The organism is Actinoplanes sp. NBC_00393 (assembly GCF_036053395.1).
Lineage (GTDB): Bacteria > Actinomycetota > Actinomycetes > Mycobacteriales > Micromonosporaceae > Actinoplanes.
Window position 1 is genome coordinate 3,636,578 of sequence record NZ_CP107942.1, and the last position, 14,210, is coordinate 3,650,787.

Genomic DNA, 14,210 nt, shown 5'->3' on the forward strand with positions numbered 1-14,210 from the left:
ATGAACTCAGCCGGCCGTACAGGTCGGGTTCGCGGTGGGCCCGGTGCCGGTGCCCTGGAAGCCGAACTCGGTGAACCCGCCGGCCGCGACGCTGCCGTTGTAGCTGACGTTGCGGAAGGTGACCGGGCCGCTGGTGCTGGTGTTGGTGGCGTTCCAGGCGTTGGTCACCGCGCCGCCGGACGGCACGGTCACGCCGACGCTCCAGCCGTTGACGGGACTGGATCCGGCGGTCACCCGGACGGTTGCGGTGTAGCCGCCGGTCCACGAGTTGAGTGTCACCCGGGCGCTGCAGCCGGCCGGGACCGGCGGGTTCGAGGTGGACGGGGTGGGCGAGGTCGGCGTGGTCGGGCCGCCCGCGTTCAGGGCGTTGAGGACCGCGGTGTACGCGGCCTTCTTGTTGCCGCCGGCGTCGAACAGCAGCGGGTTCTGGCCGGTGCGCCAGGAGTCGGAGTCGCGGACGCCCCAGACGGTGATGCCGGTGCAGCGGGCGACGGCCAGGCAGGCCCGGGTCACCGAGGCGAAGATGTTGGCCTGGTTGCTGCCCTGCTGGACGTCGAGTTCGGTGATCTGCACGTCCACGCCGAGGTCGGCGAAACGCTGGATGTTCTGCTGGTAGGTGGAGTCCAGCGTGGTGCCGAGGTGTGATTGCAGGCCGACGCAGTCGATCGGGACGCCGCGGGCTTTGAAGTCACGGACCATGTTGTAGATGCCGGTGGACTTCGCGTTGATGCCGTCGGTGTTGTAGTCGTTGTAGCAGAGCTTGGCGCCGGGGTCGGCGGCGCGGGCGGCGCGGAAGGCGGCCTCGATCCAGTCGTTGCCGGTGCGCTGCAGGTTGGAGTCGCGGCGTGCGCCGCTGCCGCCGTCGGCGAACGCCTCGTTCACCACGTCCCACGAGTGGATCTTGCCGCGGAAGTGGGTGGCGACCTGGGTGACGTGGTTGATGGCCGCGTTGCGCAGGGCGGCGCCGGACAGCCCCTGGGCCCAGCTCGGCTGCTGGGCGTGCCACAGCAGGGTGTGCCCGCGCACGGTCATGCCGTGGGCCTGGGCGTGACTGACGAGCCGGTCTCCGTTGGTGAAGGTGAACCGGCCCTGCTGCGGTTCGGTGGCGTCCCATTTCATGTCGTTCTCGGCGACCAGGGAGTTGAACTCGCGGTTGACGATGGTCATGTACGGGGTGTCGGAGAACTTGAACGCCGAGGTCGCGACGCCGAAGTAGCGGCCGGTCTGCGCGGCGGAGGCGCCGAGGGTGCTGGCGGCCTCCGCGGAGCCGATCACGGCGATGCTCGCCGCGGCGACGACACTCACGGCGGCCGCAGAAAGCAGCGCGAAGCGGCCTTTCCTGGGGATGGACATGCGGGGGAACCTTTCGTCGGTATCAGCGCTGCGGCCGGTCGCGGGGAACGACGATTTGGCGTCAGCAGTCACTTCTGCCGCACGCTACGGGAGCGCTCCCAGCGCAACAAGCAGAACAATTGACGACCTCTTGAGAACCCTCGGCGTTACATTTTTCGGTCGAGTGATGAGTTCTGGCGCCCGCACCCGTCACACCTACGACGAGACACGACGAACCGGAAGGATGACGTCATGGGTGCGGACATGCGGTGGGAGGAACTGGGCGTGAGCGGTCTGGGCGAGGTCGACGAGCCGGCGTTCTCGGGGCTGGCGCAGCGGCACCGGCGGGAGCTGCACGTGCACTGCTACCGCATGCTCGGGTCGTTCGAGGACGCCGAGGACACCGTGCAGGAGACGTTCCTGCGGGCCTGGCGGCGCCGGGAGACCTTCCAGGGGCGGTCCACGTTCCGGGCCTGGCTGTACCGGATCGCCACCAACGCCTGCCTGGACCTGCTCGCCAAGTGCCGCCCGGAGCCGGCGACCGGCGGCGAGGTGCTGTGGCTGCAGCCCTACCCGGACCGGCTGCTCGACGAGCTGCCGGCGGGCGGCGCGGACGAGCCGGAGACCGTCGCCGTTGCACGGGAGACGATCGAGTTGGCGTACCTGGTCGCGGTCCAGCATCTGGCACCGCGCCCGCGGGCCGTGCTGATCCTGCGCGACGTGCTGGGCTGGCCGGCGAAGGACGTCGCGGAGCTGCTCGGCGACTCGGTCAACTCGGTGAACAGCGCGCTGCAGCGGGCCCGCGCCGGCATGCGCGAGCACCTGCCCGCCGAACGGCAGGACTGGACCGGCGGCGACGAGGACGCCGGCACGCGCGAGCTCGTCCGCCGCTACACCGAGGCCAGCGTGGCCACGAACATTGCGGCGCTCGCCGCGATGGTGCGCGACGACATCCGGACCTCGATGCCGCCGACGCCGGGGCTGTACGCCGGCCGCGACACGGTGGTGAAGTACTGGATCGAGAGCGGCTTCGAGGGCATGACCGGCCTGCGTGCCGTCCACACCTGGGCCAACCGTCAGCCCGCTGTCGCCTACTACCACTGGCGCAAGCCGCAGGGCGCGTACCTGCCGCTCACGATGGATGTCCTGCGCATCACCGGCGGGGCGATCAGCGAGATCACCACCTTCCACGCCGACCGGTTCCCGCGATTCGGACTACCGGAACACCTACCGGCGGACAGCACGGAGTAGCCCCGGTGCGCACGCTCGCGCTGCGCGGCGGCGAGCGGGTCGCCGTCATCGCGGCGCAATGGCACAACGCGTTCGCCGTCGTCACCCGCGGGCGCGTGCAGCTGGAGCTGCGCGACGGCGAGCCCGGGCCGGTCCTCGGACGCGACGCCGGGTTCTGGTTGCGCGGCACCGGCGTCCGCGCCTTGCGCAACCCCGGCCTTCGCACCGCGCAGGTACGCATCGTCACCCCCCACACACCTCGCTCAAGGGAGCACGACATGATCAGCACAACACCGGCCCCGGCCAGGCACACCCACCGCTTCCGCGGGCTCGCCGGCACCGGCCTGCTCGCCACCGTCGCCGCGATGATCGCCACCACCCTCGCGGCCGCGCTCGCTCGCGCCGCCGGCGTCGACTTCGAGGTCCCTGACGGCGGCGAGACGATTCCGCTGTCCGGGATCGCCGTGGTGACCGGGTTCTTCTCGCTCGTCGGCGTCGTCATGGCCGCCGCATTCCTGCGCTGGAGCGTGCGCCCCGCCGAGAGATTCCTCTGGACGACCGCGGCCCTGACCGCAGTTTCGTTGATCCCGCCCTTCATCGCCGGCGCGGACACCGCCACCGTCACCGCGCTGCTCGGGCTGCATCTCGTCGCAGCCGCGGTGATGATTCCGGCCCTGACCCGCAGCCTCCGCACCAAGGGTGACGGTGCCGCTACATCAAGTTGACACTGATCGATGACGGGCATCTACTGGGCTGATCCTGTTACCCACGTCACAGGGCCAGAGTCGTCCCAGGAGGCTCGAAGTGCGCGCACAGCTACGAGCAGTTCTAGCAGCGACAACGACCGCACTGATCCTCCTGGCCGGCGGGTGCGCCGGCTGGGGCGGCACGAACACCGGTGGCGGCGCCAACAGCATCAGCGTGCTGATGGTGAACAACCCGCAGATGATCGACCTGCAGCAGTTGACCGCGGAGCATTTCACCGCCGAGACCGGCATCGGGGTCAACTTCACGGTGCTGCCGGAGAACGACGTCCGCGACAAGATCAGTCAGGAGTTCTCCAGCCAGGCCGGGCAGTACGACGTCGCGTCGCTCAGCAACTTCGAGATCCCGATCTACGCCAAGAGCGAGTGGATCGCCCCACTCGACGCGTACATCGCGGCCGACACGCAGTTCAACCAGGCTGACGTGCTCGGCCCGATGACCGAGTCGCTGACCGCCGAGGACGGCAAGATCTACGGCGAGCCGTTCTACGGTGAGTCGTCATTCCTGATGTACCGCAAGGACGTCCTGGACCAGCAGGGCATCCAGATGCCGGCCAAACCGACCTGGCAGCAGGTCGCGGACATCGCCGCCCGCGTCGACGGGAAGGTGCCCGGGATGGCCGGCATCTGCCTGCGCGGACAGCCCGGCTGGGGTCAGGTCTTCGCGCCGCTGACCACCGTGGTGAACACGTTCGGCGGCACCTGGTTCACCGCGGACTGGCAGGCCCAGGTGGACGCCCCGGAGTTCAAGCAGGCCACCCAGTTCTACGTGGACCTGGTGCGGGCACACGGCGAGGCCGGAGCGCCGCAGGCCGGTTTCACGGAATGCCTGAACAACCTCGTGCAGGGCAACGCCGCGATGTGGTACGACGCGACCAGCGCGGCCGGCTCGCTGGAGGCCGCCGATTCCCCGGTCAAGGGCAAGATGGGCTACGCCCCGGCGCCCGTGGTCAAGACCGACAGCTCGGGCTGGCTGTACGCCTGGGCGTGGAGCATCCAGCAGGCCAGCGAGAAGAAGGACAACGCCTGGAAGTTCATCTCCTGGGCGTCCAGCCGCCAGTACGAGGAACTCGTCGGCGCGCAACTCGGCTGGTCACGGGTTCCGGCGGGCAAACGCGCCTCGACGTACGAGAACCCGCAGTACCTGCAGGAAGCGGGCGCGTTCGCCCAACCGCAGCTCGCCGCCATCGAGAGCGCCGACCCGCGTAACCCCGGCGTGCAGCCCCGTCCGGCGATCGGCATCCAGTTCGTCGACATCCCCGAGTTCACCGACCTCGGCACCCAGGTCTCGCAGTACGTCAGCTCGGCCATCGCCGGGCGGATGAGCGTCGACGAGGCCCTGGAGCGCGGCCAGGAACTGGCGGACGACGTCGCGGAACGCTATCGCGCCCGGCAGGGCTGAGCGGCACGGAAGGAGAGGCGCCATGACCGTCGCGGTGGAGAAGCCCGACCAGCAAGGGGCCGGACCGGCCCCCACGACGACCGGCGCCCGGCGGGCAGCCGACTGGGGACGGCGGGCACCGCTGCTGCCCGCGCTGATCTTCATGATCGTGGTGACGCAGCTGCCGTTCGTGGTGACGCTGGTGATCTCGTTCATGAACTGGAACGCCTACTACCCGGACGAGATCGGCTTCGCCGGCTTCGACAACTTCCGGCGGGTGTTCACCGACGTCAACATGCGCGAGTCGGTGTGGACCACGATCCTGCTGACCGCCGGCGTCGTCCTGATCAGCCTGCTGCTCGGTCTGGGCATCGCGCTGCTGCTGGACCGCAAGTTCAAGGGCCGCGCCGCGGTCCGGACCATGATGATCGCGCCGTTCCTGGTGGTGCCGGTCGCGGCGGCGCTGCTGTGGAAGCACGCGCTCTACAACCCCGAGTACGGCCTGTTCAACGGCGCGCTGACCTGGATCTGGGGACTGTTCGGCTCGGACAGCCCACCGCAGCCGGACTGGATCACCAACATGCCGCTGTGGTCGGTGATCTTCGCGCTGGTCTGGCAGTGGACGCCGTTCATGATGCTGATCCTGCTGGCCGGTCTGCAGGGCCGCCCGCTGGACGTGATCGAGGCGGCCCGCATCGACGGCGCGACGACCTGGCAGATCTTCGTGCACATGACGCTGCCGCACCTGCGCCAGTACCTCGAACTCGCCGCCCTGCTCGGCTCGATCTACGTCGTGCAGACCTTCGACGCGGTCTTCGTGATCACGTCCGGTGGGCTGGGCACGGCGAACCTGCCGTACACCATCTACCAGATCTTCTATCAGGCCCACGACTACGGCCGGGCCTCCGCCGCGGCGGTGATCGTGGTGATCGGCACCATCCTGATCGCCACCTTCGCGCTGCGCACCGTGTCCACCCTCTTCCGGCAGGAGTCGGGGCGATGACGTCGATCACCGAGACCGGTCCCGTTCCGGCCACCCGTACCGAGTCCGGCGTACCCCGCAAACCCCGCAAACAACGTGGCGGCCTGCTGCTCAGCCTTGCCGGCTGGGTGATCGGGCTGCTCTTCGTGCTGCCGGTGGTGTGGATGGTGCTCACCTCGTTCCACAGCGAGGCGGACGCGGCGACCAATCCGCCGGCGGTGTTCGCGCCGCTGACGCTGGAGGGCTACCGCGAGTTCTTCACCGGCGGCGCCAGCCCGTGGCCACCGCTGCTGAACTCGCTGACCGCGAGCATCACGTCCACGATCATCGTGCTGCTGCTGGCCATCCCGGCCGCCTACGCGCTGTCCATCAGGCCGGTGCGCAAATGGAGCGACGTGCTGTTCTTCTTCCTGTCCACCAAGATGCTGCCGATCGTCGCCGGCCTGCTGCCGATCTACCTGTTCGCGCAGAACGCCAACCTGCTGGACAACATCTGGCTGCTGATCGCCTTCTACACCGCGATGAACCTGCCGATCGCCGTCTGGATGATGCGCTCCTTCCTGATCGAGGTGCCGGTCGAGATGCTCGAGGCGGCCAGCGTGGACGGCGCCGGACTGGCCCGTACCCTGCGCTCGGTCGTCGCCCCGGTGGTCATGCCGGGCATCGCCGCGACCGCGCTGATCTGCTTCATCTTCAGCTGGAACGAACTGCTGTTCGCCCGGGTGCTGACCGCCACCGTGGCCGAGACCGCCCCGGTCTTCCTCACCAGCTTCGTGACCAGCCAGGGCCTGTTCCTGGCCCAGCTGTGCGCGGCCGCGTTCGTGGTCTCGCTCCCGGTGCTCGTGGCCGGCTTCGCCGCCCAGGACAAGCTCGTGCAGGGCCTGTCCCTGGGCTCCGTCAAGTAGGTCTCTGGTTTCCATCGAGTAGGGAGAGCCCGATGATCGCGCTGAGCGCAGCCACCCTGCCGGACCTGCCCAGCAACGTGCCCGGACCGACCTACGACCGGAGCAGATTGCGTACGGGCATCGTGCACTTCGGTGTCGGCGGTTTTCACCGCGCGCACGAGGCGATGTACCTGGACCGCCTGATGAACGAGGGCAAGGCTCTCGACTGGGCGATCTGCGGGGTCGGCGTGATGCCCGCCGACCGCCGGATGAAGGAGGCCCTCGACGCCCAGGACGGCCTGTACACGCTCGTCGTCAAAGCGCCGGACGGCACCATGCAGGCCCGCGTCATCGGCGCCATCCGCGAATACCTGTTCGCCCCGGACGACCCGGAGGCCGTCATCGCCCGGCTCACCGACGAGGCGACCCGCATCGTGTCGCTGACCGTGACCGAAGGTGGCTACAACTTCTCCGCGGTCACCGGCGAGTTCGACACGGCCAACCCGGCCGTCCAGCACGACCTGCAGCCCGGCGTGGCGCCGGCGACGACGTTCGGGCTGATCACCGAGGCGCTGGCCCGGCGCCGCGAGCGGGGCACCCCGCCGTTCACGATCATGTCGTGCGACAACATCCAGGGCAACGGCGACGCGGCCCGGCGCAGCTTCGTCGCGTTCGCCCGGCTACGCGACACCGAACTGGGCGGCTGGATCGAGCGGGAGGTGCGCTTCCCGAACTGCATGGTGGACCGGATCACCCCGGTCACCACCCAGGACGACATCGACGAGCTCGGCAAACGCTTCGGCATCGACGACCGCTGGCCGGTGGTGTGCGAACCGTTCACCCAGTGGGTCCTCGAGGACGAGTTCCCCCTCGGCCGGCCGCCGTTCGAGGACGCCGGCGTGCAACTGGTCGACGACGTCGAGCCGTACGAGCTGATGAAGCTGCGCCTGCTCAACGCCAGCCATCAGGCGCTCTGCTACTTCGGTTACCTGTCCGGGTACCGCCTGGTGCACGAGGTGTGCCAGGACCGGCTGTTCGCCACGTTCCTGCTCGACTACATGGACCGCGAGGCCACCCCGACCCTGGAGCCGGTGCCCGGCATCGACCTGACCGAGTACAAGCACAACCTGATCGCCCGGTTCTCCAACGCGGCCGTGCGCGACACGGTCGCCCGGCTGTGCGCGGAGAGCTCCGACCGGATCCCCAAGTGGCTGCTCCCGGTGATCCGCCACAACCTCGCCGCCGGCGGCGAGATCCACCGCGCCACCGCCGTGGTCGCCAGCTGGGCCCGCTACGCCGAAGGCATCGACGAGCAGGGCGCCCCGATCGACGTCGTGGACCCGCTGCGGGAGGTCCTGATGGCGAACGCCCAGCGCCAGCGCGAGGAGCCGCTCGCGTTCATCGCGAACCGGCAGGTGTTCGGCGATCTGGTCGACAACGATCGGTTCGTCGCCGCCTACCGCCGGACACTGAGTTCGCTGCACGAGCATGGCGCGCGGGCGACACTGGAGCGGCTGCACCCCGGTTTGGAATCGCTCCCACCGCGCGGGTAGATTCATGGCTGTCGATTAGCTATGGAGGTGCTCATGCGCCGCACCATCGCCGTCAGCAGCACGCTCGCCGCGCTCACCCTGAGCGCCGCCGCCCTGGTCGCGGCCGGCCCACCAGCGGCCGCGCTGGAACCCGACCTGGCCAACCCGCAGGTCGTGGCGAGCGGGCTGACCGTCCCGTGGGGCCTCGGTTTCCTGCCCGACGGCAGCGCGCTGGTCGCCGAACGCAACAGCGCCCGCGTACTGCGAGTGCGCCCCGGCGCCGCACCGGCCACCGTCACCACCATCGCCGGCGTCGCCCCGGCCGGCGAGGCAGGCCTGCTCGGCCTTGCCGTGTCCCCCACCTTCGCCCAGGACAACTATGTGTACGTCTACTTCACCGCCGCCAGCGACAACCGGATCGTCCGGTTCCGGCTGGACACGCCGCAGACCCAGCAGGTGATCCTCAGCGGACTGGCGAAGGCGAGCATCCACGACGGCGGGCGGATCGCCTTCGGCCCGGACGGCATGCTCTACGCCGCCGTCGGCGACGCCGCAGTCACCTCGAACGCCCAGAACCAGCAGAGCCTCAACGGCAAGATCCTGCGGATGCGGCCCGACGGTGGCGTGCCCGCCACCGGCAACCCGTTCCCCGGCTCACTGGTCTACAGCCTCGGCCACCGCAACCCGCAGGGCCTGGCCTGGGACGCGCAGGGCCGGCTGTACGCCTCCGAGTTCGGCCAGAACACCTGGGACGAGGTGAACCAGATCGTCGCCGGCGCCAACTACGGCTGGCCGACCGTGGAGGGACGCAGCACCGACACCCGCTTCCGCAACCCGATCGTCGTGTGGACCACCGCCGAGGCGTCACCCAGCGGCGCCACCATCGACGGCCAGACCCTGTACGTCGCCGCGCTGCGCGGCCAGCGCCTGTGGACAGTGCCGCTCGACGGCGCCGGCGGCGCGGGCACCCCGGTCGCGCGGCTGCAAGGGCAGTACGGACGGTTGCGCACGGTGGAACGCGCACCGGACGGCGCGCTGTGGGTGACCACCAGCAACCGCGACGGCCGGGGCACGCCGGCCGCGGACGACGACCGGATCCTGCGGTTCCCGCCGCTCGGCCCGGTGTCACCGTCCGCCTCGCCGCCGGGCTCCCCGTCCGTCTCGCCGCCGGCTTCCCCGTCGACCTCGCCGTCGGCTGCGGCCTGCTCCGTGCGCTGGACGGCCGACCAGTGGGGCACCGGCTTCACCGCGAACGTCGGCGTGACCAACCTCGGCGCCGCCCGCAGCTCGTGGACGGTCACCTTCACCTTCCCCGGCAACCAGCAGGTCACCGGGGCGTGGAACGCCACCGTCAGCCAGAGCGGCGCCGCGGTGACCGCCCGCAACGCCAGCTGGAACGGCACCCTGGCAGCGGGCGCGACGACGTCGTTCGGCCTGCAGGCCACCTACAGCGGCACCAACGCCCGGCCGACTGACTTCCGCCTGGACGGCACGGCCTGCGCCGTCACCGGCTGATCGAGCACCCAGGCCAGCACAACGAGACCCTGTCCCACCACTTCCCGGAAATCATCGCCCGCACCGCCGGCCGGCTCGCCAAGACCGTGACCGGCTGAGCCTTACGGTCGTCGGTCCAGGGTGCGGAAGGCCTGGAACAGGTACCAGCCGGTGACGGCGGTCAGGATCATGCGGGCGACGTTGAGGGCGTTCCACCACCAGGCCGCGGGCAGCAGCCGCGCCGGGTCCGCGAGTGCTTGCGCGCCGAACATGCGCGGGATGACGACGCTGACGATGCCTGCGGTCAGTGCGGCCAGCAGCAGTGCGGCCAGGCCGGCACGCCGGTAGTCCGAGCGCAGGTCGTCGTCGTGGTTGCGCCACCACAGGGCCCAGACCAGAACGAGGGCGAGTGGGCTGAGCGGTACGAAATACAGGGTCGGGCCGGTGTTGGTGAAGAACGCGTCGAGTCGGCTGAACTGTGCCGGACTGTCCTCGATCCAGTTCGGAGAGAACACCACGGCCTCGTAAAGGTTGCCGAAGAACCAGGCCGCCATGCCCAGCACTGCCAGCAGTGTCCATTGCCGTTGCCGATGACCAGCCATGCCCTACTGTAAGGATGCCTGATACCAAAGTACAAGGGAGCCTTATACCTTGGCAGAGTTGGACTCCCCCGTCGGCTGGACGATCGTGCGCCTCGCCCACGTGCTGAGCCGCCGGTTCGAAACGGCGATGCGCCCACACGGCCTGACGCCCGCACAGTTCGGCGTGCTGGCCACGATCGCGGCCGAGCCGGGCATCGGCTCCGGTCAACTGGCCCGCCGGGTGCTGGTCACGGCGCAGAGCGTCGGGGAACTGGTGGCCACGCTGGAGACCGCCGGGCTGGTGGCACGCGACCGCAGCGGTGGCCCGGGACGACGAGCCGGCATCAGACTCACACCGCAGGGCCGTACCGTGCTGGACGGCGCGTCGCGGGCCGCTGCCACGCTGGACGATCCTGCGGTGTTCGGCCTGAGCCCGGCCGAGGCGACGACCCTCAACTCTCTGCTCCACCGCGCGCTACGCGCCCAGCACGAGTCCCCGCCCACCTGACACCTCTGACCTGGCCCGGCCGGGCGATGCCGGCCGGAACCCGCAGGTCAGGAGGTGCGGCGGAAGGTGGCGTCGGCCCGGGCGGCGGCGGTGGTGATCGGGTCGATGCGCAGGACGTAGTTGCTGTGCCGGATGTAGCGGTCGGGGAAGTTGTAGGACTGGAAGGACGACCATGTCGCGTCGGCCAGGCCGGCGACCTGGCGGAACGTCGCGTCCTGGCGGAACGTCGCCGACCCGGTGTTCGGCTCCAGCCGCAGCACGTAGTTGTTGTGCCGCAGGTAGTGGCCGGGGAAGTTCACCGACTCGAACGACACGGCACCGCTGTCGGCCAGGCCGGGCACGACCCGGAACTGGGCGTCCAGGGCCGGGCTGACGTTCGCATCGATGCGGGTGGTGTAGTTCTGGTGGCGTACATATCGGTCCTGGAAGTTGTAGGACTGCAGGCGCTGGACCGTGACCGCGCCCGGATTGCCCAGCTCGCCGGACGGGCCGGCCAGGACGGTCGCATTGGAGACCGGGACGCCCAGGTGAGGCGTGCCGTCCGGGTTCCAGGCGATGCGCTGGGCGCGGCTGGTCCGGGTGGTGCCGCAGCCCTGCGAGGCCGAGTCGTTGGCGTGGTAGACGATCCAGTCCTCGGTGCCGTCGGGCGACTTGAAGAAGCTGTGGTGGGCGGGACCGAACACGCCGTTGGCGTCGCTGCGCTGGAACAGCGGGTTGGCGAGTTTGGTCCACGAGCTGCGGGCGAGCGGGTTCGTGCCGGTGAGCTCGAGCGCCCCGATCTTGTAGTCGGGGGTGCCGCAGTAGCTCGCCGAGTAGGTCAGGAAGGTGCGGGCGCCGCGCTGCAGCACGTACGGGCCTTCGTTGACCGGGTTGCCGACCCGCTCCCAGGCGAGGGTGGGCTCGGAGATCAGCGTGCCGAGGGCGGCGGGCGTCCACGGGTTGGTCAGCCGGGTGATGTAGAGGCTCTGCAGGCCGCCGTTCTCGAAGCCGACGTTGTTGTTGAAAGCCGAGTACACGAAGTAGTTGACCCCGCCGACGGTCATCACGCTGCCGTCGATCGACCAGCCGTTGTTGGGCATCAGCACCAGCGCGCCCTTGTAGGTGTAGGGCCCCAACGGGTCGGTGCCGGCACTTTCCAGTACGTGTTGACGCTGCCCGCCGCAGCAGGCGGACGGACCGGCCGAGTAGTACAGGTACCAGCGCTGGCCGTTGGGCCCGTTGAGCAGGTGCAGGCTGGGCGCCCACATGTTCGACACCGCGTTGGGCTGCGACATCGTGAACACGGTGGTCTCCGGCGCGGTGCGCAGGCCCGCCACGGTGGCCGACTTGCGGATGTAGATGCGCCCGGTCCAGGTCGTTGCCGCGTAGTAGTAGCTGCCGTTGTGGAAGCCCATCCACGGGTCGGCGCTGTTGGGCGTGCCGACGACCGGGTTCTGGAACGAGGCGCCGGGTGCGGCGACGGCCGGGGACGGGGCGGCGCCCACCGTCACGATCAGGGCGAGGGTGGTCAGCAGGGCGGTGATCGTGGTTCGCAGGCGCATGCGGCTGTCCTTTCGCCGGCATCTGGCGTTAGCGCTCACAAATTTGTCCGGCATGTTACGAGACATTCATAGGCTTAACAAGGGTCGCTAAGATTTCGCCGATGTTTCTTGACGGGACTGCGCATCGACGTGCATGTTAACGATCACACGTCCCCGTCCCCGCCGATAAGGAAGTCATCGATGGGTCTCCCCGCTCGACTCCGTCGCCGACTCACGGTCGCACTGGCCCTGGTCGTCGTGCTCCTGACCGGGTTCGCCGCGCCGGCGTCCGCCCAGTTCATCACCGTGCGCAATCCCGTCATCAACCAGCGCGCCGACACCGCGATCTTCAAGCACACCGACGGCTACTACTACATGACCGCCTCGGTCCCCGACTACAAGCGCGTCGAGCTGCGCCGCGCCACCACCCTGCAGGGGCTGGGCACCGCCGCGACGAGCAACGCGTTCGTGGCCCCGTCCAGCGGCGCGCTCAGCGGCTGGATCTGGGCGCCCGACATCACGTACATCGACGGCGCCTGGTACATGTACTTTTCGGCGTCACCGAACACCGCCCGCTTCGATCAGCGGCTCTACTGGATCCGCAACACCAGCGCCAACCCGATGACCGGCTCCTGGAGCGCGCCGCAGCGGTTCAACACTGGCTGGGAGTCGTTCCAGCTGGACGCGGCGACGTTCGTCAACCGCGGCGTCCGCTACTTCACCTGGGCCCAGGACAGCCCGTCGACGAACTTCAACAGTCACATGTACATCGCCCGGATGAACGGCCCGACTGCCATCACCGGCAGCGCCGTGGAGATCGCCGCGCCGACCGTCGCCTGGGAGAAGGAGGGCGTCGCCGGCGTCGTGGAGGGTCCGTCACCGCTGGTGAAGAACGGCCGGGTCTACATCGCCTACTCGGCGTCGGCGACCGACTCGCGCTACAAGCTGGGCCTGCTGTCCTCCTGGGACAACGTCGACCTGCTCAACCCGGCCTCCTGGTACAAACACCCGAACCCGGTGTTCCAGACCGCCAACGGCGTCTACGGTCCCGGCCACGGCAGCTTCACCGTCGCCGAGGACGGCGTCACCGACATGCTGGTCTACCACGCCCGCGACTACGCCACCCCGAACCCGGACGCGCTGACCGACCCGAACCGGCACACCCGCATGCAGCAGCTGCTGTGGCGTGAGAACGGCGACCCGTTCTTCGGCCAGCCGATCCCCAGCACGGTCACCAACCCGGGCATCCGGGGCCGGCACAGCAACCGGTGCGTCGACAACTACAACCGGGACACCACGCTGGGCGCGCTGGTCCGCCTCTACGACTGCAACGGCGGCACCGCCCAGCAGTTCGAACTGAACTACAAGGCGCCGACGCACTACGAGATCCGTAACCGCAACACCGGCACCTGCCTGGACAACCTGAACTTCAACACCGCGTCGAACGCCGACGTCGGCCTCTACACCTGCAACGGGTCCACCGCCCAGCAGTGGATCGTGCAGGACCGCGGCAGCGGCTGGTTCTCGCTGCGCAACGTCGCCGGCAACATGTGCCTCGACAACTACGAGTGGAACGCCGCCAACGGCGCACGCCTGTCCCTCTACCCGTGCAACGGCACGGCCGCGCAGCAGTGGCGGATGGGCTGATCGATCAGCACCACGGCGTCGGGCGGCGGCACTGCCGCCGCCCGACGTGCGTCATGACTTGCGCCGGCGGCGCCTCACCGGGAACTGACCGTTGACGTCGGTTGCGTGGTGCCGCCACGTCATCGTGGTCGGCCAGCCGCCCTGCCGCCGCCGGCGGCGCGGTTGGTGGCCCAGGCCGGCCCAGCGGCCCGAGGGGCGCAGGGGCCGGATGTCGGCCATCGCGCGGCGGCGGACGGTGAAGCCCAGGTCGGTGACGAGCCGGGCACCTTCGTAGTTGATCAACAAGGGAATCCGTTCTGCAGTGACATCCACGTGCGGAGACGGCGCTCCGCGGAAGTGATCCGCGCACGGCCTG

13 protein-coding genes and 1 pseudogene are annotated in these 14,210 nt (G+C 69.5%); 10 read left to right on the plus strand and 4 right to left on the minus strand.

Annotation, left to right across the window (positions count from 1 at the left end):
• Nucleotides 1-6 precede the first annotated feature (6 nt).
• Complete coding sequence (locus OHA21_RS17215; RefSeq protein WP_328475049.1) at nucleotides 7-1,353, minus strand: endo-1,4-beta-xylanase; 1,347 nt, start codon at nucleotides 1,351-1,353, stop codon at nucleotides 7-9.
• A 231-nt stretch (nucleotides 1,354-1,584) separates the two neighbouring features.
• On the opposite strand from OHA21_RS17215, the gene OHA21_RS17220 reads away from it, so the two are divergent.
• The 8 genes and pseudogenes from OHA21_RS17220 to OHA21_RS52750 all read left to right on the plus strand — a co-directional run bounded on the left by OHA21_RS17220 (nucleotide 1,585) and on the right by OHA21_RS52750 (nucleotide 9,620).
• Nucleotides 1,585-2,583: an RNA polymerase subunit sigma-70 gene (locus tag OHA21_RS17220; RefSeq protein WP_328475050.1), complete on the plus strand. Its 999-nt coding sequence runs from the start codon at nucleotides 1,585-1,587 to the stop codon at nucleotides 2,581-2,583.
• Between the two features lie 5 nt (nucleotides 2,584-2,588).
• Entirely contained in the window at nucleotides 2,589-3,287 is a 699-nt protein-coding gene (locus OHA21_RS17225; RefSeq protein WP_328475051.1) for a DUF6069 family protein, read from the plus strand.
• A gap of 79 nt (nucleotides 3,288-3,366) precedes the next feature.
• Nucleotides 3,367-4,728, plus strand: coding sequence for an ABC transporter substrate-binding protein (locus OHA21_RS17230; RefSeq protein ID WP_328475052.1), 1,362 nt, complete (start codon nucleotides 3,367-3,369; stop codon nucleotides 4,726-4,728).
• Nucleotides 4,729-4,750: 22 nt separating this feature from the next.
• Nucleotides 4,751-5,710, plus strand: a complete 960-nt coding sequence (locus OHA21_RS17235; RefSeq protein ID WP_328475053.1) for a carbohydrate ABC transporter permease — start codon at nucleotides 4,751-4,753, stop codon at nucleotides 5,708-5,710.
• Nucleotides 5,707-6,594 carry a carbohydrate ABC transporter permease gene (locus tag OHA21_RS17240; RefSeq protein WP_328475054.1) on the plus strand — a complete coding sequence of 296 codons (888 nt, stop codon included), beginning with the start codon at nucleotides 5,707-5,709 and terminating at the stop codon, nucleotides 6,592-6,594. The genes OHA21_RS17235 and OHA21_RS17240 overlap by 4 nt, the downstream gene beginning before the upstream one ends.
• A gap of 32 nt (nucleotides 6,595-6,626) precedes the next feature.
• The gene (locus tag OHA21_RS17245; protein ID WP_328475055.1) at nucleotides 6,627-8,126 is read left to right on the plus strand and encodes a mannitol dehydrogenase family protein; all 1,500 of its coding nucleotides are present in this window, start codon (nucleotides 6,627-6,629) and stop codon (nucleotides 8,124-8,126) included.
• A 21-nt stretch (nucleotides 8,127-8,147) separates the two neighbouring features.
• A pseudogene (locus OHA21_RS17250) lies at nucleotides 8,148-9,215 on the plus strand (PQQ-dependent sugar dehydrogenase); the annotation flags it as partial.
• 99 nt (nucleotides 9,216-9,314) lie between these two features.
• A complete protein-coding gene (locus OHA21_RS52750) occupies nucleotides 9,315-9,620 on the plus strand; it encodes a cellulose binding domain-containing protein (protein ID WP_442875166.1) in 306 nt (101 codons plus the stop codon).
• A 101-nt stretch (nucleotides 9,621-9,721) separates the two neighbouring features.
• Here the strand turns inward: OHA21_RS52750 and OHA21_RS17255 are convergent, their stop codons facing one another.
• Entirely contained in the window at nucleotides 9,722-10,201 is a 480-nt protein-coding gene (locus tag OHA21_RS17255) for a hypothetical protein (RefSeq protein WP_328475057.1), read from the minus strand.
• A gap of 58 nt (nucleotides 10,202-10,259) precedes the next feature.
• Between OHA21_RS17255 and OHA21_RS17260 the strand changes: the two genes are divergently transcribed.
• Nucleotides 10,260-10,688: a MarR family winged helix-turn-helix transcriptional regulator gene (locus tag OHA21_RS17260; protein ID WP_328475058.1), complete on the plus strand. Its 429-nt coding sequence runs from the start codon at nucleotides 10,260-10,262 to the stop codon at nucleotides 10,686-10,688.
• Nucleotides 10,689-10,735: 47 nt separating this feature from the next.
• Here the strand turns inward: OHA21_RS17260 and OHA21_RS17265 are convergent, their stop codons facing one another.
• Nucleotides 10,736-12,229 carry a family 43 glycosylhydrolase gene (locus OHA21_RS17265; protein WP_328475059.1) on the minus strand — a complete coding sequence of 498 codons (1,494 nt, stop codon included), beginning with the start codon at nucleotides 12,227-12,229 and terminating at the stop codon, nucleotides 10,736-10,738.
• Between the two features lie 180 nt (nucleotides 12,230-12,409).
• On the opposite strand from OHA21_RS17265, the gene OHA21_RS17270 reads away from it, so the two are divergent.
• On the plus strand, nucleotides 12,410-13,855 hold the full coding sequence (locus OHA21_RS17270) for a family 43 glycosylhydrolase (protein ID WP_328475060.1): 1,446 nt from the start codon (nucleotides 12,410-12,412) through the stop codon (nucleotides 13,853-13,855).
• A 51-nt stretch (nucleotides 13,856-13,906) separates the two neighbouring features.
• Here OHA21_RS17270 and OHA21_RS17275 read toward each other — a convergent pair whose 3' ends face one another.
• The gene (locus tag OHA21_RS17275) at nucleotides 13,907-14,137 is read right to left on the minus strand and encodes a hypothetical protein (protein WP_328475061.1); all 231 of its coding nucleotides are present in this window, start codon (nucleotides 14,135-14,137) and stop codon (nucleotides 13,907-13,909) included.
• Between the last annotated feature and the right edge of the window lie 73 nt (nucleotides 14,138-14,210).

Bases quoted from the DNA above. Each gene is read 5' to 3' on its own strand.
- OHA21_RS17215 (WP_328475049.1), bottom strand. From the start codon at position 1,353: ATGTCCATCCCCAGGAAAGGCCGCTTCGCGCTGCTTTCTGCGGCCGCC.
- OHA21_RS17220 (WP_328475050.1), top strand. From the start codon at position 1,585: ATGGGTGCGGACATGCGGTGGGAGGAACTGGGCGTGAGCGGTCTGGGC.
- OHA21_RS17235 (WP_328475053.1), top strand. From the start codon at position 4,751: ATGACCGTCGCGGTGGAGAAGCCCGACCAGCAAGGGGCCGGACCGGCC.
- OHA21_RS17240 (WP_328475054.1), top strand. From the start codon at position 5,707: ATGACGTCGATCACCGAGACCGGTCCCGTTCCGGCCACCCGTACCGAG.
- OHA21_RS17245 (WP_328475055.1), top strand. From the start codon at position 6,627: ATGATCGCGCTGAGCGCAGCCACCCTGCCGGACCTGCCCAGCAACGTG.
- OHA21_RS17255 (WP_328475057.1), bottom strand. From the start codon at position 10,201: ATGGCTGGTCATCGGCAACGGCAATGGACACTGCTGGCAGTGCTGGGC.
- OHA21_RS17265 (WP_328475059.1), bottom strand. From the start codon at position 12,229: ATGCGCCTGCGAACCACGATCACCGCCCTGCTGACCACCCTCGCCCTG.
- OHA21_RS17270 (WP_328475060.1), top strand. From the start codon at position 12,410: ATGGGTCTCCCCGCTCGACTCCGTCGCCGACTCACGGTCGCACTGGCC.